Here is a 24,832-nt window from a genome sequence, read left to right as displayed (position 1 = left end):
TCATGCTGAATCGCCACGCTCGCGAGTTCTTCACCAAGCTGTTCACCCCACTGGCCCGATTTCTTATCAAACGCGGCGTCACCCCGGACACCGTCACGGTGGTGGGAACCTTCGGATCCGTGCTCGGCGCTTTGATCTTGTTCCCGATGGGTCAACTGTTTTGGGGAACCATCGTCATCACCGCCTTCATCTTTTCTGATGTGGTGGACGGCATCATGGCCCGCTTGCCAGAGCACAAGTCCACGAACGACGGACGGTGGGGGAGCTTCCTGGACTCCACCATGGACCGGCTGGGTGATGGCGCGATCTTCACCGGCGTAGCCATTTGGTTCTTCACGGGCGGCAACAACGTGGCCATCGGCATCGCCGCTCTCGCCTGCTTGGTGAGCGGTTCACTGGTCTCCTACGCGCGGGCTAAGGCTGAAGCGTTGGGCTTTGACGCCAACACCGGTATCGCTGAACGTGCAGAACGGCTAGTGCTCACGCTCGTGTTCACGGGGCTGACCGGCTTGGGACTTAACGAATGGGTGTTATGTTTCGTGTTGATCTTGCTGGCTCTTGCTAGTGTTGTCACGGTGCTCCAGCGAGTCTGGAAAGTACGTACACAGGCTCTACTATGAGTCGGTAGTAATTAGAACCCCTCGAATGTCTGAAAGGACCACTCGTGTCCGCAAATGAATCCAACGCTTCAACGGGCGTGACCGGCAGCTCGCGCGTCAAGCGCGGAATGGCAGAAATGCTCAAGGGCGGCGTCATCATGGACGTTGTCACCCCAGAGCAGGCTCGCATCGCTGAAGATGCTGGCGCTGTCGCTGTTATGGCTCTTGAGCGCGTCCCGGCTGATATCCGCGCTCAGGGTGGCGTATCCCGCATGTCTGACCCAGACATGATCGACGGCATCATCGAAGCCGTTTCCATCCCTGTGATGGCGAAGGCCCGTATTGGTCACTTCGTTGAGGCGCAGATCCTTCAGTCCTTGGGTGTTGACTACATCGATGAGTCCGAAGTTTTGACCCCAGCCGATTACACCAACCACATCGACAAGTGGAAGTTCACCGTTCCTTTCGTGTGCGGTGCAACCAACTTGGGTGAAGCCCTTCGCCGTATCAACGAAGGCGCAGCAATGATCCGCTCGAAGGGTGAGGCAGGAACCGGCGACGTTTCCAACGCCACCACCCACATGCGTCAGATCCGTGCCGAGATCAACCGCCTCAAGTCCATGGCTGATGACGAACTGTACGTCGCCGCCAAGGAAATTCAGGCTCCATACGAACTCGTCAAGGAAATCGCATCCACCGGCAAGCTTCCCGTGGTGCTCTTCACCGCAGGCGGCATTGCCACCCCGGCTGACGCTGCCATGATGATGCAGCTCGGCGCCGACGGTGTGTTCGTTGGTTCCGGCATCTTCAAGTCCGGCAACCCAGCAGAACGCGCCGCAGCTATCGTCAAGGCCACCACGTTCTTCGATGACCCAGATCAGCTCGCGCAGATCTCCCGCGGTCTCGGTGAAGCCATGGTGGGCATCAACGTTGACGAAATCCCGCAGCCACACCGCTTGGCAGAACGCGGCTGGTAAACACCACCGACACAACGAAGGGCTCTGCGCTAGTGCATTCAGCACCGGTGCAGAGCCCTTCTCGTTAAGCCTCGTCCTCCACCTGCAAGGACACTCGCTTTTCCTAGCAGCTAGGACTTAGGCGCGGCATCCTTCAACGTCAACCGAAGCTGGCGACCCACACCCAGCGGTTGTAGTCCCAACGACCGCAAGAAGGGTTGAGCCAACGGGCCTCCAGCCGCCACCACTTGAAGTCCGGCCGAGCCGTTCGTGGATTCCTGACCCTCGCTAGCACCATCGGCGCTCTCGTCTGCAGGCGGAAATTCGCTCAAAAGCCGACGCACCATCGCGGTACCCACGCCGCGTCGTCGTACATCCGAAGCAACCGCAAGATTATGCAGCGTCACCAGCCCCGACGGCCCGCGCCGAGCGAAACCGCGACCCACCGGCTGACCCGAAGAATCAACGGCAAGAACGTGCCGTACCGGCCACGCGCCGTTAGCAACATCAAGCTCATCCACGTCAGCGCCCCGAGCGCCAGGCACAGTGGAGCTGATAGAAACGTTGAACTCAGAGAGCTTTCCCGAAGGAGTGGGGCGCAACAAGCCGTGTGTCCACATCAGCGGCGGTCCCGCGCGGAACCCGAAATCTTCCAGGACACCGGGTCGCACGCTCGCGTTAACCCACGCGTAAATGTCACGGGCACCCAGACGGACGCCCTCGGCAAGCCCCGGCTTGATGCTTGAGGCCACCGGCTTATCCGGGAACATCAGGTGCAAACGATTGCGGGCAGGCAACCATACCCACTGGCAACCGCTGCTGGTGTAGGTGCGGCCGCCGGTAGCAGCAGCGAGGTCGCCGTACCAAGCGGTCAGCGAGGACTGGGCATCGCGAATGGTGGTCACGCGGCAAGCCCCCGACGCTCTAGAAGGAACTGAGGGTTCACGTCTCGACCGCGAAGCGTGCGGAAGAGGGAGAGCGGGTCCAAAGCGTTTCCGGGTGCCAGAAGCACGTTGCGGAACGTATCGCCGGCGGCACGGTTCAGTCCGCCGTTCTCCGTGAACCATTCCACGGTGTCTGCGTCAAACATTTCGCTCCAAATGTAGGAGTAGTAGCCAGCTGAATACTGGTGCACAAAGATGTGTTGGAAGTAGCCCGTCCGGTAGCGCGGCGCAATAATCGCCGAATCAAATCCCACGGCGCGCAGGGCCTCGGCCTCGAACGCTTCGGGTTCCGTCACCGTCTCTCCGGGAGCCAGTGAATGCCACGCCCAGTCCAGAATGGCGGCGCCCAGGTACTCGGTGGTCGCGAAGCCCTCGCCCCACAAGGAGGCGGCCTTGAGTTGATCCAGAATCTCCTGTGGCAGCCGTTCGCCGGTTTCCACGTGGGCGGCGTAATTCTCGATGACCTCGGGCCAATGCGACCACATCTCGTTGACCTGGGACGGGTATTCCACGAAGTCGCGGGGAACGCTGGTGCCGGCCAGCGACGGGTAGGTGGCGGTCGCGAAGAGACCGTGGAGGGCGTGACCGAACTCGTGGAACATGGTGTTCACTTCGTCCAGAGTAAGCAGCGCCGGCTGGCCCGCTGGCGGACGAGGGATGCCCATGGTGTTGGTGACTACGGGCTTGTCACCCACCAACTGTGAGCCGCCACGGATGCTGTTCATCCAGGCGCCACCTGTCTTCGTGGAGCGGGCAAAGTAGTCCCCAAAGAAAAGACCCAGTGCTGAGCCGTCCTCGTTGAAAACTTCCCACACGCGAATATCCGGGTGGTACACGGGGATGTCGTGTCGCTGAGTGAAGGTGAGCCCGTAGAGCTTGTTCGCGGCGTAGAACACGCCCTTTGTCAGGACTGTGTCCAGTTCGAAGTACGGCTTGAGCGCGGCGGTATCCAGCTTGAACTCGGTAGCGCGCACCTGCTCGAGGTAGTACGGGAAGTCGCTGGCCGTGACGGGAGCCCCGGCAATCGCCGTGAGCTTTTCACGCTCGGCCAGAGCGTTGTTCCAGGCTGCCTTGGCGAGGGTCTTCAGCTGCGTATCGACGGCTTCAACCGAAGGCGCGGTCTGCTTCGCAAGCGCCAGCTCGGCATAATTCGCAAACCCCAGAATGCCCGCCTTCTCGGCGCGCAAAGTTGCAATTTCTTGAGCGAGGGACAGAGTTTCGGTCTCGATTTCAGGGTCGCCCACTGGCTGAATCCCGCCAGAATTCGGCAGACCACGCGTCACGGATCGCTCAAATAATCGCGCACGAACCTCAGCGCTGGTCAACGAAGACAACGCCGGCTGCGCGGAGAACAAGGACAGCGTGATGAGCCATCCCTCAAGTCCCTTTTCGGCGGCAGCGTCACGAGCGGCCGAAATCTGGGAAGCATCAAGGCCGTCGAGTTCCGCTTCATCCGTCACCAGAAGCGCATGCTGATTCAGGCCGGCCAACACTCGCGAGGAGAACTGTGCAGACAACTCTGCAACACGGTCGTTGATGGAACGAATTCGGTCCTTCTCGGCTTGCTCCAGCTGGGCGCCGGCAAGCACGAAGTCACGAAGCTTCTCAGAGACCAGCCGTGCATCCTCGCCCGTCAAAGCGGAGGCGTCCACCGCGGAGCAACGCTGGAATAGCTCGGCATTTTGCAGCGAGTCGTTCTCATGAGCCGTGGTGAGCGCGCTGATTTCCTTGTAAGCGGCTTGGATCTCAGGGGTTCCATGCGCCGGATACACGTTCGCGAACGCCATTTCGGCCTCGCGTAACAAAGCTCCGGAACGCTCCAACGCCACAAAAGTGTTCTCAAAGGTTGCAGGCGTGGGATCCTGCGCGATCTCTTGGATCTCGCGCGTGTGACGCGCGATTCCTTCCTTGATGGCTTCGACGTAGTCAGCGGCGGAAAGTGCTGCGAAGTCAGGAACGAGGTACTCGTTGCTGGGCGGCTCAAAGAAGGCGTTGGTCATGCCATCCAGCTTTTCACACCCACCGGACGCCAGCCACTAACGGCGCCGCTCGCGTGCCGAATCTGTTCCTCCCGATAGGCTCGAAACGTGAATAACATCTCTCACCCAGCCCGCAACGTCGCGGCAGCCCTCCTGATCCTCACCAACGCGCTCACTGGATGCTCGGCAGGGGAGCAAGCTGCGCCGTCGTCCTCTCTAGGAAATTACGACGACGCCAGCTCCACTCCCAGCGCAACCCTCAGTTCCGGCGGGGCCAGCGTCAGTTCTGACAGCAGCGAAAGTGAGGCGTCAGATTGCGGTGCGGGTGAGTGCGTGGATGTGGTACTGACTGGGGATGTGCTGCTGCACCCGCCGCTGTGGGAGAACGCCGAACAGGCCGACGGTAGCTACGATTTCGCGCCCTTGCTAGCCGGTCTCAAACCCTTGCTTCCCGACGAAGCCATCGGGGTGTGCAATATGGAAACGCCGCTCGCGCCCGAAGGCGGACCGTACCGCGGATACCCAAGTTTCACGGTTCCGCCCGATATTGCCGAGGCGCTAAAGGAAACCGGATACGACGCGTGCTCCACGGCGTCAAACCACACGGTCGACGCGGGGACCGAGGGCGTGGTTCGAACTCTCGACACCTTGGAGGCTGCCGGGCTAGAGACCACCGGCTCTTATAGGACGGCGAGTGAGGCGGAGGAGCCGCTCGTCCTCGAATCCAACGGCGTCAAAGTGGCCATTGTGGTGGGAACGTTCAGTCTGAACGGGCTCCGCGCTGACGCATCGTGGCGGGTCGACATGATCAATACGGACCGCATGATTGCGAAAGCCAAAGCAGCGCGCGAAGCCGGGGCTGATGTGGTGCTCGCCGGGACACACGACGGCACCGAATACGTCTCCACGCCGTCGGCTTCTCAAGAACAAACGTTCAAAGCACTGGCCGCTTCCGGGGAATTCGACGCCGTCTACGGACATCACACGCACTCGGTGCTTCCCATCGAGAAGTATGACGGCACCTGGTTGGTCTACGGCCTGGGAAATTCGGTGGCCCGTCACGCGACCGATCTCGCCGTGAACCGCGAAGGACTTACGGTTCGATTTCGATTTATGAAGGACGACGACGGCACGTGGAACACCGAAGCTCCCGCCTGGACCGCGCACATCATGGCACGCGAACCCGACCGCTGGTGCGCCCTGGGAACGGACGAAATCTGCACCACGTCGTCCGAAGACTCAGCAAGTTTGGAACGCACCACAACCACCGTGAATCAGCTCGGTGCGGATGAAGACGGTGCAAGGCAGGATAATTACACACCATGACCACCATTGGAGTACTTGCCCTGCAGGGCGATTTTCGCGAACACCTTCGCGCGATTGACGATTTAGGACAATCCAGCGTGCCGGTGCGGCGCGCGCGGGAACTCACCGGACTCGACGGACTGATCATCCCCGGCGGAGAATCCACCGCGATCGACAAGTTAGCCCGTTCCTTCGACATTGCGCAGCCCATCAAAGACGCGATCGCAGACGGTCTTCCCGTTTACGGCTCTTGCGCCGGATTGATCATGCTGGCCGATCACATTGTGGATCCCGCCCACGATCTCAAGGGAAACCCGCAACAGACGTTCGGCGGAATCGATATGTCCGTGCGCCGAAATGCCTTTGGACGCCAAGTGGATTCATTTGAAGAAGACATTGACTTCAAGGGACTCAGCGAACCCCTCAAGGCAGTCTTTATCCGTGCGCCATGGGTGGAACGTGTGGGAGAGAACGTAGAAATCCTCGCTAGCGTCCCGGTGCCCGCGCTGGATGCTACTAGAATTGTCGCAGTCCGTTCGCGGAATCTGCTCGCGACGAGCTTCCATCCTGAAGTTTCGGGGGAGCGCCGCGTTCACGAATTGTTCATCAAGATCATACGAGGGGAAGCTTAGGCATGTCAGGCCATTCCAAATGGGCAACCACTAAGCACAAGAAAGCTGTCATCGACGCCAAGCGCGCCAAGTCTTTCGCCAAGCTCATCAAGAACATCGAAGTTGCTGCTCGCGCCGGTGGCGCAGATATGTCCGGCAACCCTGCTCTGGAACTTGCCGTTTCTAAGGCTAAAAAGACTTCTGTGCCCAATGACAACATTGACCGCGCGATCAAGCGTGGTGCCGGTCTGACCGGTGAGTCTATTGACTACCAAGAGATCATGTACGAAGCACGTGGCCCACAGGGCTCCGCACTTCTTATTGAGTGTTTGACGGATAACAAGAACCGCGCCGCCTCTGAGGTGCGCCTTGCCGTGACCCGTAACGGTGGATCGATCGCCGATCCAGGTTCCGTTTCTTATCAGTTCACCCGCAAGGGCGTCGTGAACTTGCCGAAGAACGAGCTCACCGAAGATGACCTTCTCATGGCTGTGCTTGAAGCCGGCGCTGAAGAGGTCAAGGACTCCGGAGAGAACTTCGAAGTTCACTCCGAGCCACAGGATCTGCGTGCCGTGGTGTCTAGCCTCGAAGAAGCTGGCATCGAGTACGAGACCGACGAAGTTGAATTCGTCTCCTCCATGCAGGTTGAACTCGATGCAGATTCTGCTCGCAAGTTCCTCAAGCTGGCGGACGCGTTGGAAGACTTGGATGACGTGCAGAACGTCTACTCCAACGTAGACATCTCCGCTGACGTCATGGCCGAGCTGGACGAAGACTAACCCAGTGACCCTTCGAGTAGTCGGGGTGGACCCCGGCCTTACTCGCTGCGGTTTAGCGTGCGTCGACGTGGAAACGAATCGGCGCACGCAACTGGTCGGCGTGACCGTCATTGGCACTACCGCCGATCAGCCGCTCGACGAGCGACTTTTGAGGATTGACCAAGGGATTGAAGCCTGGCTTGATCAGTACAAGCCAGACGTGGTGGCCATCGAGCGCGTGTTCGCCTCAACGAATGTCTCTACCGTCATGGGTACGGCACAAGCCTCAGGCATTGTGATTGCCGCAGCCGCGCGTCGTCGTATTCCCGTAGCCCTGCACACCCCCACGGAGGTGAAAGCCGCTGTCACCGGCAGCGGCCAAGCCTCGAAGGATGCGGTGGGCAAGATGGTGACCAAGATTCTGCGGTTGACCGAAGTCCCGAAACCCGCGGACGCAGCCGACGCCATTGCCCTGGCGATCACGCACGGGTGGCGCGGTGCAGCGCCGGGCTCCCAAGCCAGCGCGTCCTCGCACTCCGCTAGCGCCCTCACGCCCGCGCAAAAGGCCTGGGCGGCCGCTGAAGCGACGGCACGCCGAACCCGCTCTCGCTAAAAGCACTCATCATCGAGTACGGTTTTCGTAGATGTGTTCTAAAGGTTGTTGAGTTCTACCTGTTCTGAAGTCGCTTCAGTGCGCACAGCTTGTTGAAGGCGCAGAAAAGTGAAAACTCAGCACAGTGAAAGGTGAAGGCGTGATTGCAACTCTGACGGGAACGGTTACCCATGTTGGTTTGTCACATGTGGTGATCGACGTCAACGGCTTCGGAATGCTAGTGCATTCAGTTCCGAGCACGCTCGCCGCACTCACGGTGGGCGAGGTAGCCACGCTGCACACCCACATGGTGGTCCGCGAAGACTCCATGAATCTGTACGGTTTCGCGGATGGGGGATCGCGCGATGTTTTTGAGGTCCTCATTAGCGTCTCCGGCGTAGGCCCACGCATTGGCTTGGCAATCCTCGCGGTACATTCAGCCGAAGCCGTGCGTATTGCCACCACCACCAAGGACGTCACCGCGTTCACGAAGGTTCCCGGTATTGGCCCCAAAGGAGCCCAGCGCATTGTGCTGGAGCTTGCCGGCAAGCTCGCACCGACGGGCGAGGACGAAGGCATCGTTTCTGTCGTCGTGGGGGAGAACCCATGGGAGCCACAAGTTACCGAGGCGCTCGTGGGACTGGGCTGGTCGGAAAAGGACGCCAAGCGCATGCTGGCAAAGTTCCCGGAGACGGAGCCTGAGATTGCCGAGCGCGGGTCCGTCCCAGAAATTCTTCGCGCAGTGTTGCGTACCCTGGGTAACTCCGCAACAGGACGCAACTGATGAGCGACGAAGTACCGTTGACAGCCTCTGGCGCCGAACCAGAAGAACGAGTAATTGAAGCTGCGCTTCGACCTAAGAATCTGGACGACTTCGTGGGTCAGCCCCGCGTTCGCAAACAGCTCTCACTGGTGTTGGAAGCCTCCAAGATTCGTGAGCGCGTCGCCGATCACGTGTTGCTCTCCGGCCCTCCCGGCCTGGGCAAAACCACGCTGGCCATGATCATCGCCGCCGAAATGAACGCGCCACTGCGCATCTCTTCGGGACCGGCCATCCAGCACGCCGGAGACCTAGCGGCTATCTTGTCTTCCCTGAGCGAAGGCGAAGTGCTCTTTCTGGACGAAATTCACCGTATGAGCCGTCCCGCTGAGGAAATGCTCTATATGGCCATGGAAGATTTCCGCGTCGACATTGTGGTGGGTAAGGGCGCCGGCGCTACCGCCATCCCGCTGGACCTTCCACCGTTCACGCTCGTCGGTGCCACCACGCGCGCTGGCCTACTACCTGGCCCGCTCCGTGACCGCTTTGGCTTCACCGGACACCTCGAGTTCTATTCGGTTCCCGAGCTTGAACTGGTATTGCGCCGTTCCGCCATGCTCATGGATTTGAAAGTGAACTCCGCGGGCTTCTATGAAGTGGCCTCCCGCTCCCGCGGAACGCCCCGTATCGCCAACCGCCTCTTGCGCCGCGTGCGTGACTGGGCGCTTGTGCACGGGATTGAACAGATTGATGCGCGTGCGGCCTCCGCAGCATTGGATATGTACGAAGTCGACGCGAAGGGACTGGATCGGCTGGACCGGGCCGTCCTGCATGCTCTGTGCACCAAGTTCGGTGGCGGACCTGTGGGTCTGTCCACGCTTGCCATCGCGGTAGGCGAGGAAACGGAAACGGTTGAAACCGTGGCCGAACCGTTCCTGGTGCGTGAAGGATTACTGGGCCGCACCCCGCGCGGGCGCATCGCGACCCCGCAAGCGTGGGAGCACCTCGGTCTGACCATGCCGAAGGATGCCATCCTGTCCGGGCAGACCTATATTTCCTTCGACGACGACCAAGCCGAAGCGGAAGACTAAGGCGAGCTGCGTCGTCGTCCTCCGTGAGCCGTGGAGGGTTCGTTAAGGTGTGACCTATAGAATGGCCACGGCCGTACTCTGCATGTGACCCCAAACTCACGCGCATCTGACCGTAACGGCTCGCCGACGATAGACGAATAGGTACAAATTCTTGACTTCCCTGATGGTGGCGCCTCTCGCCGTTGTAGCCCAAGCTTCCACGACCCAAGCAACCGGCTTTGATCCGTTCACGCTGGTGCTGTTCGCGGCTTTGGCACTGATGATTTTCATGATGTTCCGCGGCCGCAAGAAGGCTCGTGAGGCACAGGAGAAGATCAAGTCCAGCCTTGCCCCCGGCGCTACGGTCATGACCACCTTCGGTCTGTTCGGTACCGTCGTTTCGATTGACGAGGCCGGCAACAAGGTAGAGCTGGAGCTTTCGCCAGGTAACTTCGCTACCGTGCACACGCAAGCGGTGGGCCAGGTTGTCACCCCAGATGAGGTTGTTGCTGAGGAATCCACCGAGAACGTTGTGGTTCCCGATGACGCTTCCTCGATCACCCCGCAGCCACGAGTTGAGGACTCCACGCCTTCCGCGACGGAGACCCAGGCTACGGATGGCGTGATTGACGATTCGCGTCGCGACGGCGAAAACAAGGCCTAAATTTCTCTGAGAATCGAGCGCACTAGAGTGTTGAACCCAACCACTAGTGCGCTCGATTCCGTCACTGTGAAAGTTGTTGTTAGATGGCATTGACTCAACCAGTCCGCCACGCGCGTGCCGGACTTATATGGTTGGCGATCATCCACGTACTGCTGGGCGGACTGCTCGCAGCGGGTGTATTCACTAACCAGACCACGTGGGCTCCCAAGCTCGCACTCGATCTTGAAGGTGGCACCCAGATGATTCTGGCGCCGCGCGTTCAAGGCGACTCCCAAATTTCCCAAGAGCAGCTGGACCAGGCCGTGGAAATCATCCGCCAGCGCGTGGATGGAACAGGTGTTTCGGAAGCCGAAATCACCACCCAGTCCGGGCGCAACGTGGTTGTTTCCATGCCGGGCACTCCGGACGCCAAGACTCGTGAGCTGATCCAAGCCTCCGCGAACATGGAGTTCCGCCCCGTCATCACGGGTGCACCATGGACGGCCACCGCGGCAGCTGACCGCACCGCAGACGCAGACATTCCTGCACCCACCGCGGAACCGGCCAACGCCTCTGATACCAACTGGATCACCAAGGCGCTGTACAAGAAGTTTGAGGCGTACGATTGCCCCACCGAACTCGCGAGCGCTGAACGCCCCGAGAATGATCCTGCCAAGCCTGCCATCACGTGTGACCCAGGTACGCAGTACAAGTACATTGTGGGACCGGTAGAAGTTCCCGGCACGGACATTTCCGATGCCTCCTTCGGCATGGCCAACAACTCCCAGGGTATTAGCACGGGCCAGTGGGCCGTGAACCTCGAGTTCAACTCTGAGGGTGCAGACAAGTTCCGCCAGGTGACCGAGCGTTTGGTCTCCGCCACCGGCTTCCAGAACCAGTTCGCAATCCTTCTTGATGGCGTAGTGCTTTCCGCTCCAACGGCCAATGCAGTCATCGCTGACGGCCGCGCGCAGATCACCGGTAGCTTCACGGAAGAGTCCGCCCGAGCGCTCTCTGAGCAGCTGAAGTACGGCGCCCTTCCTATTAGCTTCGAGATCCAGTCTGAGCAGCAGATCTCTGCAACGCTTGGTCAGGATCAGCTCAAGATGGGTCTGATCGCCGGCATTATCGGTTTGGCGCTGGTCGCGATCTACTCGCTCTTCCAGTACCGCGCGCTGGGCTTCGTCACGATCCTCTCGCTCATCATCGCGGGTGTGCTGACGTACTTGGCCATCGCGATTCTTGGCTGGGTCCAGAACTACCGCCTCTCACTCGCTGGCGTCGCCGGCATCATCGTGGCCATTGGTTTGACCGCGGACTCGTTCATCGTGTACTTCGAACGCGTCAGGGATGAGTTGCGAAGCGGTAGACCGCTCACCGCCGCGGTTGAAGTGGGTTGGGATCGTGCACGCCGCACCATCCTGGCTTCGAAGGCCGTGAACCTTTTGGCCGCCGTGGTGCTGTACATCGTGGCCGTGGGCAATGTGCGCGGCTTCGCGTTCACGCTCGGCTTGACCGCGATCGCCGACCTCATTGTGGTCTTCCTCTTCACGCACCCCATGCTGCAGTTGCTGGCCCGCACCAAGTTCTTTGGCGAGGGACACCCGCTCTCCGGTATGGATCCGCGCTTGCTTGGCGTCGAACCGTTCTATCAGGGTGCGGGCAAGTTCCGCAGCCCGGCTACGGAGGGTGTCGCTAGTGCAGATAGCCAGGACGACGACGCAGCTAACGGCTCGCAGCGATCGTTGCGCGACGTACGCAAAGCGGAACGCAACGGCGAACGCTTGACGATTGCAGAGCGCCGTCGTCTTCAAGACAACTCTTCCGTCACTACCGGTGACGACAAGGGACAGGGGGCCGACAATGCCTAATCTCGCACAGTGGGGTAACGACCTCCACTCGGGCAAAAAGTCCTACCCGTTTATTCAGAAGCGCAAGCTCTGGTTCATCATCACGTTAGTGCTCGTGGCGTTGTCCATTGCAGTGCCACTGATCAAGGGCGGGTTCAACCTCGGTATTGATTTCCGTGGTGGTTCTGAGTTCACCATCTCGCAGGTCCAGAGCACGGATGTTGCGCCCGGTGAGGAAGCCGTTCACGCGGTGGCTGCCGATGTTGAGCCGCACGTGACCAACATTGCTCCGAACACCATGCGTGTCCAGACTGACCGTTTGACCGACGACCAGACCTTGGCCTTGGCTAAGGGTCTTGCCGAGGCGTACGGTGTGCCGACCTCCAACGTGACCTCCACCTTCGTGGGGCCAACGTGGGGTCAGGATGTATCGCAGCAAGCGCTGATCGGTTTGGTGGCGTTCATTGTGCTGGTGACCATTTTGATGGCGCTGTACTTCCGCACCTGGAAGATGTCCATCGCGGCCGTGGTTGGCCTGCTGGTAGTGGTCATCATTACCGCCGGCATCTACTCGCTGTCTGACTTCGAAGTCACGCCAAGTGCCATCATCGGCTTCTTGACGATTCTGTCCTACGCGCTTTATGACACCGTGGTGGTCTTTGACAAGATCCGCGAAAACACGGAGGACATCGAGTCGCGGACAGATGCGACGTTTGCCGAACGCGTGAACCTCGCGATCAACCAGACGCTGGTTCGTTCCATCAATACCTCCATGGTGGCGGTGCTTCCGGTGGCGTCGATTCTGTTCATCGGCGCGTACCTCTTGGGCGCGGGAACCTTGCGCGACCTTGCCTTGGCATTGTTCGTGGGCATTATTGTGGCAACCTTGGCCACCATCTTCGTGCAGGCTCCGCTCTACGCGGCGCTACGCAGTAACGAAAAGGGCATCAAGGAACAAGCGGCCCGAGTGGCTGCAACAAAGGCGGAGGCCACCGCCTGGATTCAAGGTTCTTGAACCTAAAGTGCGATACTGTTTCACCTATTCACGCAGTAGGTGAAACAGTATTCGCGTTTAAAGGGTTCAATGATTTTGTGAACCCATAGCGAGGTACACCAGAGAGCGAAAGGGTGTGTTGGTGATGGCAGAAAATAGTGCGCCAAAGAATCCACCTCGCAGGGCTTCCGGGCTGTCACGATTTGTTCGTTTTGCCGGCCGGACGGTCCATGAGACGCCACCGATTCTTGAACCGCTGTTGCGTACCGTGCGTGCGAACAGTCCTCGCGAGGACCTGGACCTGATTACGCGAGCGTTCACCGTCGCCGAGAAGTACCACACGGGTCAAACGCGCAAGAGCGGCGATCCGTACATCACCCACCCGGTCGCGGTGGCCACCATCCTCGCCGAGATGGGCATGAGCGGGGCTACGCTCGCCGCGGCCCTGCTGCACGACACCGTCGAAGACACGGACTATTCCCTCGAAAACCTGACCCGCGAGTTCGGCCCCGAAGTGGCCATGCTCGTAGATGGCGTGACCAAGCTGGACAAGGTCCAGTTCGGCGATGCCGCTCAAGCTGAAACCGTCCGCAAGATGGTCATTGCGATGTCCAAGGACATCCGTGTGCTCTTCATCAAGCTTGCCGACCGTCTCCACAACGCGCGCACCTGGCGCTACGTCTCACCGGCCTCTAGCGCCAAGAAGGCTCGCGAAACTCTCGAGATCTTTGCACCGCTTGCCCACCGTCTGGGCATGAACCAGGTCAAGTGGGAGCTCGAAGATCTCTCCTTCGCCGCGCTGCATCCCAAGGTCTATGAGGAGATCGTCCGTCTGGTGGGCGAACGCACTCCAGAGCGAGAGAAGTACTTGTCCACGGTTCGGCGAGAAATCGCCGAGGACATGCTCCAGGAGAAGATTAGGGCGACCATCACCGGCCGCCCCAAGCATTATTACTCCATCTACCAAAAGATGGTGGTGCGCGGAAAAGAATTTGATGAGATCCATGACCTCATGGGTGTTCGTGTCCTCGTAGACACGGTCAAGGACTGTTACGCGGCGCTTGGCGCCATTCACACGCGATGGAACCCGCTCATTGGCCGGTTCAAGGATTACATCGCGATGCCCAAGCTGAACACCTATCAGTCCCTGCACACCACTGTGGTGGGACCGGAAGGCAAGCTTGTTGAGATTCAGATCCGTACCCATGACATGCACCGCCGTGCCGAATACGGTGTGGCTGCGCACTGGAAGTACAAGCGCCGCACGGAGACGGAAGCGGTCACCGCCAACGACAGCGCCAATATCAACTGGCTGCGCTCTCTCGCCGACTGGCAGCGCGAGTCCCGCGATCCCGAAGAGTTCCTCGACGAGCTGCGCTACGAGATTGGCTCTGACGAGGTGTACGTCTTCACCCCGAAGGGCGACATCATGGGTCTGCCCGCCGGTTCAACGCCGGTGGACTTCGCCTTCGCAGTACACACCGAGGTGGGCTACCGAACCATTGGTGCCCGCGTCAATGGCAAGCTCGTCCCGCTCAGCTCCACGCTGAACCATGGTGACTGGGTAGAAATTTTCACCTCTAAGGCGGAAGGCGCAGGTCCTAGCCAGGACTGGCAGAACTTCGTCAAGAGCGCCCGCGCCCGGACAAAGATTCGTCAGTGGTTCACGAAGGAACGCCGCGAAGAGTCCATTGACCGCGGCAAGGAACAGCTCACTAAAGCGCTGCGTAAGTACAACCTCCCGCTGCAGAAGATCATGTCTCATGACACTCTGACGGCTGTTGCGCACGAGCTGCACTTGCACGACATCGCTGGGCTGTATGCGGCGGTGGGCGATAACAACGTTTCCGCCCAGAACGTGATTGAGCACCTGCAGCTCATTGTGGGCCAGCAGGTTCCTCAAGAGACGGAAGACGACGAGCTTTACGCGGTCGAGGCTCCCAAGCGCCCGCACATCGATCATTCCGATTCCGGCGTGATTGTCCGAGGTGCTGGCGATGTCCTGGCGAAGCTTGCTCGCTGTTGTACGCCGGTTCCGCCGGATGAGATCCGCGGCTTCGTCACGAAGGGTTCTGGAGTGTCAGTGCACCGCATTGATTGCCCCAACATCCTGCAGCCCGGTCTGGATCCGGCGCGACTCGTCGACGTCGAATGGGCTCCCACGAAGGAGTCCGTGTTCCTCGTGGAAATCCAAGTGGAAGCACTGGACCGCAAGAGTCTGCTCTCCGACGTCACACGCGTTCTTTCCGAGAACCACGTTAATATCTTGGGCGCCACGGTTCACACCACCCGCGAACGCACGGCACTGTCCCGGTTCTCGTTTGAAATGACGGACACCAAGTACTTGGACCACGTTCTGAACGCTGTCCGACGCATCGATGGCGTCTACGACGTCTACCGAACCTCCGGGGGCACCCGCCGCGCTTAGTTTTGTGCCACGAACTTAGTGTGAACGTGCTGCTTCTTTGAACGCTGATTCGAGGCAACGCCGGGCGGAGTACCGGCGTTGCTGTTCCAAACTCTCAGTCATCTGTTCAAACGGCACGTGAGAGCCGTACCGGGCGATCAACCGCACTAGGGCTTGGCGTGAGCCCGGCATGATGTTGAACAACGCCAGATCGAAGGCGGTCCGCTCGATATTTGTTACGCGCAGGGACCCCAAATGGTTGCTGTCGTTTCCATCGACTGCAGCTTCCAGCGTCAGCAATGACATGGGGGAGTCGTTGGGGAGTGGCCGGTGGTATCCGCCCACGTGCATTTGGATCCGATCAAGTTGATCCACGCAGCCATAGATCCAGGCTGCCGTCATGCGTGAAAAGACCGCCAGACGAGATGCCGTCTCGCCCACCGTTGTCGCTAGCGCGAGCAGGCGAACGCCGGGATCCACCACCGTGTGGCTCGTGACGAAGGTGCCGGGAAGGATCTCGAAGAGGTGCTGATCGAGGGCGAGAGCTTCCAGCTCGCGCTGGGTGTGGTCATGCGATGCAGGGGTCATGAACTCGGTGGTGAGCGCGTGACTCCAAGAAAATTCTGACGGCTGGTCTCCCGGCATGATGGCCTCTTCGCGGTGAATGACGTGGTGACTCCAGCTTGCCAAATTCATGCGCCGAAAGACTCTGAGAACTCTTCAGATGTTGATAACTCAAGAGTGGCGATCTAGAGCGGGCACGCAAAAGGGTGAGCGTGATGCCATCTGAATGACATCGCACTCACCCTCTAAACAGCTACTGGCAATGACTAACGCCAGTCGGTGTTCTCAAACTCTTAGCTGAGATCCTTTGCGGAACGCGTCAGGGTCTCGAGCCACAAGCGACGAGCGGCCAAAGCTTCCTCGGCCTGCTTGATCTTCTTCTGGTTGCCCTGAGCCTGCGCTTTCGCCAAGTCGTCTTCAAGATCCGCAATGGCATCTTCAAGCTGCGTCAGCATGGAGTTGGTGCGGGCCTTCTTCTCCGGGTTGGAGCGGCGCCACTGATCGTCCTCAGCATTCTTGACTTCATCCTCGATCTGGCGCAAGCCAGCTTCGATGCGCTGCATGTCCTTGCGAGGAACCTTGCCGGCAGCTTCCCAGCGTTCGCGAATGGAGTCGAGCTTCTTCTTCGCGTCGTTGAGGTTCTTCACCGGAACAATGGCGCGGGCTTCTTCAAGCAGCGCTTCCTTGACCTTGAGGTTGCCCTCAAACTCTTCCTGAACAACCTGGTTAGCAGCCTGGCGTGCTTCGAAGAAGACGTCCTGAGCTGCGCGGAAGCGAGCCCACAGAGCGTCGTCGTCCTTGCGGGAGGCGCGCTTTGACTGCTTCCACTCGTCCATAAGCTTGCGGTACTCGGTGGCCGTGTTGCCCCAGTCCGTGGAGGTCTGCAGCTCTTCGGCGCGAGCAATCAGCTTTTCCTTCTGTTGCTTGGCTGCGGAGTTGTCCGCATCCAGCTGGCTGAAGTAAGCGCGACGGTGGCGGTCAAACGTGGTTCGGGCGCCGCGGAAACGCTTCCAGAGCGCGTCCTCGGTGGCCTTGCTCAGGCGAAGTCCGTTTTTCTGAGCGGCCTTCCAGGCATCAAAGAGTTCCGTCATGCGGGCGCTAGCTTGCTTCCACATGATCTGCGAAGGATCCTTGCCGGAAATCTCTTCAGCCTCGGCCACAATGGCTTCGCGGGCTTCGAGTTCCTTAGCGCGACGCTCTTCAAGGGTCTTGCGCTCTTCAGCCTGCAAGTTGGAAATTGCGAGCTTCACGGTCTCAAGGCGAGCTTCGAGGGCAGCGATGTCACCCACCATGAGGCGCTCTGCTACAAGAGCGGAGAGGTGATCGGCAGCTTTGTTCATGTCGCCTGCAGGAGCCTTCGCGACGATGCGCTGCTCCAGCAACATGACCTGGGAAACGACGTCGTCGTGCTTACGAACGAAGTAAGCCAGAGCCTCTTCCTTCGTGGCATCCGGGTACTGTCCTACCGGGAATTCCTGACCGTCGACGATCACAAAAACATGGCCGTCCTCGGTGACACGAGCGAACTTCTCAGCCTCATCGAGGGGAGTCGAGAACGCTGGCGGCGCAGCTACGGGAGCGCTTGCTGGCTTTTCTTCTGCGTTCTTGGCGCTCTTAGCGGCCGCTGGCGTTGGCAACGGGGTGGCTACGGGCTTCTTCGGCGTAGCCTCAGCTGCCGGTGCTGGCGTCGCTTCAGCGTCGCTCGCCTCGGCTTCGGCTTCCGGCGCTGCTGGCTCGGTTGCCTCAGGCTCGGAGGCTACGGGTTCCGTTGCTTCAGCCTCGGTTGCTTCGGAGGACGACGACGCAGCTGGGGTTTTCTCCGCTGCTACATCTTCGGTTGCCGTCACGTTGATTTCTTCTGGTGCCGGCGATTCGGTCGACACGGACTCGGTCGACTCGTTGAATTCGTCGGATTGCTGACTGGTAGTCACCGCTATAACTCTTTCGTTTATGGAAGGCACACACAGATGTGCGCCCACTAACACGCTCACTTTACCGATTCCGCGCGCTTTATTCTCCCTTGTTGAGAGAACTTGCGATTCACGTGTCATGTGATGAGCCAGTCAGCGCCTCAAAGTATGCGCTATGGGTGCTAAAAGTGGGCGTGCCCATAGAATGGTGAGGCTGAAAGTCGACGACCACAGAAGTGGCAGTTAAAGGAGCATCATTTTCATGGCACGCAAAGCCTCCCTGTCAGGATTCCCCGAATGGTTGCCAGCAGAGCGCCTCGTGGAGCAGCACCTCTTGGACGTTTTGCGTCGCACCTTTGAGCTCCACGGTTTCTCCAACATCGAAACCCGCGCTGTTGAGCCGGTAGGCCAGCTGCTTCAGAAGGGTGAAATCGACAAGGAAGTCTACGGAGTCGGCCGCCTTCAGGCAGGCGAGGGTGAAGCTATCTCGGCGACTGATCCCAACGCTTTGGCACTCCACTTTGACCTCACTGTTCCTTTCGCTCGCTACGTGGTGGAGAACGCCGGCTACCTCGCCTTCCCGTTCCGCCGCTACCAGATGCAAAAGGTGTGGCGTGGCGAGCGTCCTCAGGACGGCCGCTTCCGCGAGTTCACGCAGGCAGACATTGACATTGTGGGCGACGGCGCCCTGCCATTCCGATACGACGTGGAACTAGCCCTTGTGATGATCGAGGCGCTCACCGCTCTCAACATCGGCGACTTCACGGTTCGCGTGAACAACCGCAAGCTCTCCGAGGGTTTCTACTTGGGTCTGGGACTCACGGACACCGCGGGCGTGTTGCGCAGCATCGACAAGCTCGAGAAGATCGGCGCCGAAAAGGTCAAGCAGCTGCTGATGACCGAGGTTGGTGCCACCGAAGAGCAGGCCGAGAAGGCGCTGGCTCTGGCGAGCATCCGCACCGAGGACACCAGCTTCGTCGAGCAAGTTCGCGCTCTGGGAGTCACTCACGAGGTTCTCGATCAAGGTTTGGCTGAGTTGGCTGAGGTCGTTGGTTCTGCAGCGCAGCGCTCACCGGGACGCATTGTTGCCGACCTCGCGATCGCCCGCGGCTTGGACTACTACACCGGTACGGTCTACGAGACGATGATTACCGGTCACGAGCAGCTGGGTTCCATTTGCTCTGGCGGCCGCTACGAATCGCTTGCGAGCAAGGGCAGCAAGACCTACCCGGGTGTGGGACTCTCGATTGGCGTTTCGCGGCTGGTGTCCCGACTCTTGGCCACCGAGACCCTTGTGGCGAACCGCTCCGTTCCCACTGCAGTTCTCGTGACGCTCGAGAACGACGACTCGTGGAACCAGGCTCAGGATGTGGCGACTGCACTGCGTCAGCGCGGCATTCCAGTAGAAGTTGCTCCGAGCGCGGAGAAGTTCGGCAAGCAGATCAAGTTTGCTGATCGTCGTGGCATTCCGTTCGTATGGTTCACGAGCTCCGAGAACGGGCACGAGGTCAAGGACATTCGCTCCGGCGAGCAGGTACAGGCTGACCCGGCGACGTGGATGCCACCGGCCGAGGATCTGACTCCTCAAGTTCTTCGCGGAAACCAGCAGGCCTAGTTCTTAGTGAGTACTTTGCTAGGCATGGGTTCGAATTAGACGATCTTGGCGTTGCGCCGCAGTACCCAGCGCAACGCCAAGCCCACCGCGTAGACACCCATCATCACCAGAATGCTGGTGAGCGGAAGCGTCACGACGAGAGCCACGCACAACACCAACCCCACGGCGTTGAGCCACATGGGGGAGAAGCGAGGTCGCTCGGACGCGCCGAGCTTGAGCGCGGAAGCGTTCGCGATTGCGTAGTAGACCAGCACTCCAAAGCTTGAGAAGCCGATGATCGTGGTGGGATCCGTGGCCACGATCAAGAGTGCGGCAAGGATCGCAACGACGATCTGCGCGAACCACGGAACGCCGTGAGATTCACTGACCTGACCAAAGGCTTGCGGAAGATCGCGCTCTCGAGACATCGCCAGGGCCGTCCTCGAGATCCCGGCGACCAACGCCAAAAGAGCGCCTAAGGCCGCCACCGCTGCGCCCACCGTGATGATCCAGGCGGGCCATCCCGCGCTCTCCGCAACGGTTTCCAAGGGAGCCGGCGAGTTCGCCAAGCCCTGCACCCCAACGCTCGCAACGCCGGCCGTCCACACCAGGGCGTACACCGCCAGCGTGATGGACAAGGCGATCATGATTGCGCGAGGAATGTTCTTGCGAGGTTCGCGCACCTCCTCACCCATCGTGGCAATGCGCGCGTACCCGGCGAAAGCAAAGAACATCAGCCCGGCAGCCTGCAGGACCAACCACGGCGAATCAGGACCTGCCTCGAGGACCGGGGCTGCGTCGTCGTACTGGGAGAACCCACCGCTCAAAGCCGCGACGGACAGCGCCACCAAAAGAATCAGCACGGGAATCACGATCACCCGCGCGGCCAAGGCGGTGCGCGTGACGCCCAGCAGGTTGACGCCTGTGACCAGAACTATGGCGGCCAAGCCCAGTGGAACGGCAAGGTCCGGCGCCAAGTAGAGCCCCACCGTGTACGCCATCGCCGCGCAGGACGCGGTCTTACCAGTGACGAATCCCCAGCCCGCCAAGAACCCCGGAACCGGACCCAACTCCCGCGTCCCGTACAAGTACGCGCCACCACTGTTGTGGTGCTTCATGGCAAGGGCTGCAACAGCAAGGGCGTTCGCGATCGCTACCACCACGGCCAACAACACAGCCAGCCACCACCAAGTCCCGGCAAGAGCGGCGACGGGCGCCAACACCACAAAAATGCCGGCGCCAATCATGGAACCAACGCCCAAATTTACGGCGTCGAAGAGTCTTAAGGATCGTTTCAAACTAGGCGTCGTGGTGCTCACGGGGGTCATCATACGGAGCGAAAGTGTCCTCAACGTGGCCTTGTGACGCCAGCGGGGAACGCAATTACCGGTAAACTCAATGGAAACTACTGCAATGGCAAGATTCTGCGCGGGCGCATCATGCCCGCTTTTGCCTCCACTGTTTCGAAAGGACAGCTTTGCTGCGCACTCATAGCCTGGGCACTCTCCGGGCAGAGCACATTGGGGAAACCGTCACTCTCGCGGGCTGGGTAGCCCGCCGCCGCGACCACGGAGGCGTGGCATTCATTGACTTGCGCGATGCTTCCGGCGTGGCGCAGATTGTCATCCGAGACGAGGCTGACTTCCACCACTTGCGCAACGAGTACGTGCTGCAAATCACCGGTAAGGTGGAGCGCCGTCCCGAAGGCAACGAAAACGCCGCTTTGGCCTCCGGTGAAGTTGAAATCATTGCTGACGAAGTAGTGGTCTTGAACACTGCCGCTCCGTTGCCATTCCAGGTGGATGAGCACGTGGAGGTAGGCGAGGAAGCTCGTCTGCGTCACCGCTACCTTGACCTGCGCCGCCCAGCACCGCACCGCAACCTCTTGTTGCGCTCCGAAGCTAACCGCGTAGCCCGCAACCTGTTGCACGAACAGGGCTTCGCCGAAATCGAAACGCCCACGCTAACGCGCTCCACCCCAGAAGGCGCTCGCGACTTCTTGGTCCCAGCACGCTTGGCACCGGGCTCTTGGTACGCACTCCCGCAGTCCCCACAGCTGTTCAAGCAGCTGCTCCAGGTGGGTGGCTTCGAAAAGTACTACCAAATCGCTCGTTGCTACCGTGACGAAGACTTCCGCGCGGACCGTCAGCCAGAATTCACGCAGTTGGACATTGAGGCCAGCTTCGTGGATCAGGAAGACGTCATCGCCTTGGGCGAGTCCATCGTCAAGGCGCTCTGGAAGCTCATCGACGTGGAGATCGAAACCCCGATCCGCCGCATGACTTACGCCGAGGCCATAGAAAAGTACGGCTCTGACAAGCCGGACCTTCGCTTCGGTCTTGAGCTGACCGAGCTCACCGAATTCTTCAAGGACACCACGTTCCGCGTGTTCCAGGCTCCATACGTCGGTGCCGTGGTCATGCCAGGTGGCGCTTCCCAGGCTCGCCGCACGCTCGACGCGTGGCAAGAATGGGCCAAGCAGCGCGGCGCTAAGGGCCTTGCTTACGTGCTGGTTCAGGAGAGCGGCGAGCTCACCGGACCGGTCGCGAAGAACCTCACGGACTTCGAGCGCGAGAACCTTGCCTCCACCGTGGGCGCCAAGCCAGGCGACTGCATCTTCTTCGCCGCTGGCGATGCTTCGAGCTCGCGCGGCCTGCTCGGCGCAGCTCGCGTGGAAATTGGTCACCGCACCGGCTTGATCGATCCGAAGGACTGGGCGTTCGTATGGGTTGTTGACGCACCGCTCTTCGAAGCTGCCGATGCAGCTCGTGCAGCTGGCGACGTCGCCGTGGGCGCTGGCGCGTGGACCGCAGTTCACCATGCCTTCACGTCCCCGAAGCCCGAATTCATTGACACCTTTGACACGGATCCAGGCTCCGCTCTGGCCTACGCGTATGACATTGTCTGCAACGGCAACGAAATTGGTGGCGGTTCCATCCGTATCCACCAGCGCGATATCCAAGAGCGTGTCTTCAAGGTCATGGGCATCGACGAAGAGTCCGCCAATGAGAAGTTCGGCTTCTTGCTGGAAGGCTTCAAGTACGGCGCGCCTCCTCACGGCGGAATCGCCTTCGGTTGGGACCGCGTGGTGGCTTTGCTCGCCGGCGAAGAGTCCATCCGCGAAGTGATCGCGTTCCCGAAGACCGGTGGCGGCTACGATCCGCTCACGGCAGCTCCGGCGCCGATCACCCCGCAGCAGCGTAAGGAAGCCGGTGTGGACTTCAAGCCAGAAGCGAAGAAGACCACCGTCAAGGCAGAAGACGCCGCTGAGGCTCCAGCGGCCGAGTAGTTACTGAACTCCGGATTTACTGAACAGCAGGAAGGGGCTGGCCGCGCAGAGAATTTCTCTCTGGTGGCCAGCCCCTTTCTGCGTTCCTAGACCGCCAGTTCGTCCGTATCCACAATCAGCGTGAACGGCCCGGAGTTCACAAGCGTTACTTCCATTTCGGCACCGAAGACTCCCGTTTCTACATGTGCGCCAAGAGTGCGCAAATAGTTCACGAAGTATTCATACAGTGGCTCGGACTGAGCGCGCCCCGCGGCTTTGGTCCAAGAGGGACGCCGTCCCTTTCGCACGTCCCCGTAGAGCGTAAATTGGCTCACCACCAGCAGCGGCGCGTTAATGGACGCGCACGATTGTTCATCCTCTAACATCCGCAAGTTCCAGATTTTCTCGGCGAGAACTTCCGCATGACGCTCGGTATCCGGGGGAGTAACTCCCAGCAGAATCAGCAATCCAGGTTCGTCAATGGCGCCGACCGTCTCACCGGAGACGGTGACCGAGGCGCGGCTCACTCTTTGGGCAATAGCTTTCACCCTGACACGCTACCGCGAGAGGGTGGGGATAGGGTTGATGGGTGAGTGATCTCTTTTCGGCGGACATTGAAGATGAGGAGTACGACGACGCAGGCTCGGCTTCCAGCCCAGCGGGTGCGTCCCGTAGGCCTCGCTTGCCGCTACCGGTGCGCATGCGTCCCAAGTCCGTGGATGAAGTAGCCGGACAGCGTCACTTGCTCAAGCCGGGCTCACCGTTGCGTCAGCTTTCCGGCGAGGACACCGGCGGCCCAGCCGGTCCGACCAGCATCATTTTGTGGGGACCTCCCGGAACCGGAAAAACCACTCTGGCGCATGTGATCGCAAACGGTCCGGGCCGTAAGTTCGTGGAGCTCTCCGCCATTACCGCCGGCGTCAAGGATGTCCGCCGCGTGATGGATCAAGCGCTTCAGGATCGTGACCTTCGCGGCATCACCACGGTCCTCTTCTTGGATGAGATTCACCGCTTCAACAAGGCGCAACAAGACGCGTTGTTGCCTGGCGTTGAGAATCGCTGGGTGGTGCTCGTCGCTGCAACCACTGAGAACCCGAGCTTCTCGGTCATCGCACCCTTGCTCTCACGCTCACTTCTTCTCACGCTCAAGCCGCTCGACGAATCTGATATCGCCGAACTTATCCAGCGCGCCGTCACGAGCGAACGGGGACTCGCGGGAACCGTAGAGCTGGAACCGGCCGCGCTCGAGCACATCGTGCAGCTTTCGGGAGGAGACGCTCGCCGTGCCCTGACCGCGCTTGAAGCGGCAGCCGGCGTCGCCTGGGGCGAGGCCCACGCCAACGGAACGCCGGGGGATGCGGACGCAAGCAGCGTCGTCGTACTGGTCACGGCAGAGCACGCCGAACGGGCCATGGATGCGGCGGTGCGCCGGTATGACAAGTCCGGGGATGCGCACTACGACACCGCGAGTGCGTTCATCAAGTCCATTCGCGGTTCCGACGTGGACGCCGCGCTGCACTATGTCGCCACCATGCTCGAAGCGGGGGAGGATCCTCGATTTATTGCGCGCCGGCTCATGATCAGCGCGAGTGAAGACATCGGCATGGCGGATCCCACCGCGCTTCAAACAGCGGTCGCCGCAGCGCAAGCAGTACAGCTCGTAGGTATGCCCGAAGCGCGCATCATCCTGGCCCAAGCCGTGGTGCATCTGGCGACGGCGCCAAAGTCGAACGCTTCCTATGTGGCTATCGGCGAGGCTATCGGCGACGTGCGTGCCGGTAAGGGCAAGGGCATTCCTTCGCACTTGCGCGACGCCCACTATCCGGGGGCAAAACAACTGGGCCACGGCAAGGGCTACATCTACTCGCATGACGAGCCGCACGGGATCGCACATCAGCAGTACGCGCCGGACGATCTGGTGGGCAAGGACTACTACCGTCCTACGGGTAACGGTGCCGAGCGGGCGATCGGCGAGCGGGTCAACCGTATCCGCGATATCCTCCGTTAGTTTCTGGTAGGATAGATCCT

The 24,832-nt window shown here is 60.2% G+C and carries 21 protein-coding genes; 15 read left to right on the top strand and 6 right to left on the bottom strand.

Annotation, left to right across the window (positions count from 1 at the left end; all coding sequences use genetic code 11):
• Nucleotides 1-2 precede the first annotated feature (2 nt).
• Complete coding sequence (gene pgsA / locus HD598_RS03535) at nucleotides 3-620, top strand: phosphatidylinositol phosphate synthase (RefSeq protein WP_183663860.1); 618 nt, start codon at nucleotides 3-5, stop codon at nucleotides 618-620.
• Between the two features lie 29 nt (nucleotides 621-649).
• Nucleotides 650-1,576 carry a pyridoxal 5'-phosphate synthase lyase subunit PdxS gene (gene pdxS, locus HD598_RS03530; RefSeq protein ID WP_221244719.1) on the top strand — a complete coding sequence of 309 codons (927 nt, stop codon included), beginning with the start codon at nucleotides 650-652 and terminating at the stop codon, nucleotides 1,574-1,576.
• A 110-nt stretch (nucleotides 1,577-1,686) separates the two neighbouring features.
• Here pdxS and HD598_RS03525 read toward each other — a convergent pair whose 3' ends face one another.
• Together HD598_RS03525 and HD598_RS03520 are read right to left on the bottom strand one after the other, a co-directional pair.
• Nucleotides 1,687-2,460, bottom strand: a complete 774-nt coding sequence (locus tag HD598_RS03525) for a GNAT family N-acetyltransferase (protein ID WP_183663858.1) — start codon at nucleotides 2,458-2,460, stop codon at nucleotides 1,687-1,689.
• On the bottom strand, nucleotides 2,457-4,499 hold the full coding sequence (locus tag HD598_RS03520; RefSeq protein WP_183663856.1) for a M3 family metallopeptidase: 2,043 nt from the start codon (nucleotides 4,497-4,499) through the stop codon (nucleotides 2,457-2,459). Before HD598_RS03520 ends, HD598_RS03525 begins: the two co-directional genes overlap by 4 nt.
• Before the next feature lie 87 nt (nucleotides 4,500-4,586).
• Here HD598_RS03520 and HD598_RS03515 point away from each other — a divergent pair, with 87 nt between their 5' ends.
• From HD598_RS03515 to HD598_RS03470, 10 genes are all read left to right on the top strand, one after another.
• Nucleotides 4,587-5,804 carry a CapA family protein gene (locus HD598_RS03515; protein WP_311538939.1) on the top strand — a complete coding sequence of 406 codons (1,218 nt, stop codon included), beginning with the start codon at nucleotides 4,587-4,589 and terminating at the stop codon, nucleotides 5,802-5,804.
• Nucleotides 5,801-6,415, top strand: coding sequence for a pyridoxal 5'-phosphate synthase glutaminase subunit PdxT (gene pdxT, locus HD598_RS03510; RefSeq protein WP_071893513.1), 615 nt, complete (start codon nucleotides 5,801-5,803; stop codon nucleotides 6,413-6,415). Before HD598_RS03515 ends, pdxT begins: the two co-directional genes overlap by 4 nt.
• A gap of 2 nt (nucleotides 6,416-6,417) precedes the next feature.
• On the top strand, nucleotides 6,418-7,173 hold the full coding sequence (locus tag HD598_RS03505; protein ID WP_071893514.1) for a YebC/PmpR family DNA-binding transcriptional regulator: 756 nt from the start codon (nucleotides 6,418-6,420) through the stop codon (nucleotides 7,171-7,173).
• A gap of 4 nt (nucleotides 7,174-7,177) precedes the next feature.
• Complete coding sequence (ruvC, locus tag HD598_RS03500) at nucleotides 7,178-7,765, top strand: crossover junction endodeoxyribonuclease RuvC (protein ID WP_071893515.1); 588 nt, start codon at nucleotides 7,178-7,180, stop codon at nucleotides 7,763-7,765.
• 139 nt (nucleotides 7,766-7,904) lie between these two features.
• On the top strand, nucleotides 7,905-8,528 hold the full coding sequence (ruvA, locus tag HD598_RS03495; protein WP_183663854.1) for a Holliday junction branch migration protein RuvA: 624 nt from the start codon (nucleotides 7,905-7,907) through the stop codon (nucleotides 8,526-8,528).
• Nucleotides 8,528-9,595, top strand: coding sequence for a Holliday junction branch migration DNA helicase RuvB (ruvB, locus tag HD598_RS03490; protein WP_183663852.1), 1,068 nt, complete (start codon nucleotides 8,528-8,530; stop codon nucleotides 9,593-9,595). Before ruvA ends, ruvB begins: the two co-directional genes overlap by 1 nt.
• A 151-nt stretch (nucleotides 9,596-9,746) precedes the next feature.
• Nucleotides 9,747-10,238: a preprotein translocase subunit YajC gene (yajC, locus tag HD598_RS03485; RefSeq protein ID WP_260170479.1), complete on the top strand. Its 492-nt coding sequence runs from the start codon at nucleotides 9,747-9,749 to the stop codon at nucleotides 10,236-10,238.
• Between the two features lie 83 nt (nucleotides 10,239-10,321).
• Nucleotides 10,322-12,088 (top strand): protein translocase subunit SecD, encoded by a 1,767-nt coding sequence (secD, locus tag HD598_RS03480; RefSeq protein ID WP_183663850.1) that lies wholly within the window; start codon nucleotides 10,322-10,324, stop codon nucleotides 12,086-12,088.
• Nucleotides 12,081-13,082 carry a protein translocase subunit SecF gene (gene secF, locus HD598_RS03475; protein WP_183663848.1) on the top strand — a complete coding sequence of 334 codons (1,002 nt, stop codon included), beginning with the start codon at nucleotides 12,081-12,083 and terminating at the stop codon, nucleotides 13,080-13,082. The genes secD and secF overlap by 8 nt, the downstream gene beginning before the upstream one ends.
• A gap of 124 nt (nucleotides 13,083-13,206) precedes the next feature.
• The gene (locus tag HD598_RS03470; RefSeq protein ID WP_183663846.1) at nucleotides 13,207-15,489 is read left to right on the top strand and encodes a RelA/SpoT family protein; all 2,283 of its coding nucleotides are present in this window, start codon (nucleotides 13,207-13,209) and stop codon (nucleotides 15,487-15,489) included.
• Nucleotides 15,490-15,504: 15 nt separating this feature from the next.
• Here the strand turns inward: HD598_RS03470 and HD598_RS03465 are convergent, their stop codons facing one another.
• Together HD598_RS03465 and HD598_RS03460 are read right to left on the bottom strand one after the other, a co-directional pair.
• Nucleotides 15,505-16,164 (bottom strand): hypothetical protein, encoded by a 660-nt coding sequence (locus HD598_RS03465; protein ID WP_183663844.1) that lies wholly within the window; start codon nucleotides 16,162-16,164, stop codon nucleotides 15,505-15,507.
• A 161-nt stretch (nucleotides 16,165-16,325) separates the two neighbouring features.
• Nucleotides 16,326-17,963 (bottom strand): DUF349 domain-containing protein, encoded by a 1,638-nt coding sequence (locus tag HD598_RS03460; protein WP_311538938.1) that lies wholly within the window; start codon nucleotides 17,961-17,963, stop codon nucleotides 16,326-16,328.
• A 241-nt stretch (nucleotides 17,964-18,204) separates the two neighbouring features.
• Here HD598_RS03460 and hisS point away from each other — a divergent pair, with 241 nt between their 5' ends.
• Nucleotides 18,205-19,557, top strand: a complete 1,353-nt coding sequence (hisS, locus tag HD598_RS03455; protein WP_183663840.1) for a histidine--tRNA ligase — start codon at nucleotides 18,205-18,207, stop codon at nucleotides 19,555-19,557.
• Nucleotides 19,558-19,592: 35 nt separating this feature from the next.
• Here the strand turns inward: hisS and HD598_RS03450 are convergent, their stop codons facing one another.
• Complete coding sequence (locus HD598_RS03450) at nucleotides 19,593-20,864, bottom strand: APC family permease (protein ID WP_183666544.1); 1,272 nt, start codon at nucleotides 20,862-20,864, stop codon at nucleotides 19,593-19,595.
• Between the two features lie 149 nt (nucleotides 20,865-21,013).
• Here HD598_RS03450 and aspS point away from each other — a divergent pair, with 149 nt between their 5' ends.
• Nucleotides 21,014-22,825 (top strand): aspartate--tRNA ligase, encoded by a 1,812-nt coding sequence (gene aspS, locus HD598_RS03445; RefSeq protein ID WP_183663838.1) that lies wholly within the window; start codon nucleotides 21,014-21,016, stop codon nucleotides 22,823-22,825.
• 86 nt (nucleotides 22,826-22,911) lie between these two features.
• On the opposite strand, the gene dtd is transcribed toward aspS, so the two are convergent.
• The gene (gene dtd, locus HD598_RS03440; RefSeq protein ID WP_183663836.1) at nucleotides 22,912-23,352 is read right to left on the bottom strand and encodes a D-aminoacyl-tRNA deacylase; all 441 of its coding nucleotides are present in this window, start codon (nucleotides 23,350-23,352) and stop codon (nucleotides 22,912-22,914) included.
• Nucleotides 23,353-23,393: 41 nt separating this feature from the next.
• Here dtd and HD598_RS03435 point away from each other — a divergent pair, with 41 nt between their 5' ends.
• Complete coding sequence (locus HD598_RS03435; RefSeq protein WP_183663834.1) at nucleotides 23,394-24,812, top strand: replication-associated recombination protein A; 1,419 nt, start codon at nucleotides 23,394-23,396, stop codon at nucleotides 24,810-24,812.
• The last annotated feature ends 20 nt before the right edge of the window (nucleotides 24,813-24,832 follow it).

Origin of the sequence: Neomicrococcus aestuarii, assembly GCF_014201135.1 — a bacterium.
Taxonomy (GTDB): Bacteria; Actinomycetota; Actinomycetes; order Actinomycetales; family Micrococcaceae; genus Neomicrococcus; species Neomicrococcus aestuarii.
The sequence above is the reverse complement of the archived record's forward strand: the minus strand, read 5'-3'. Positions and strand labels throughout refer to the sequence as shown.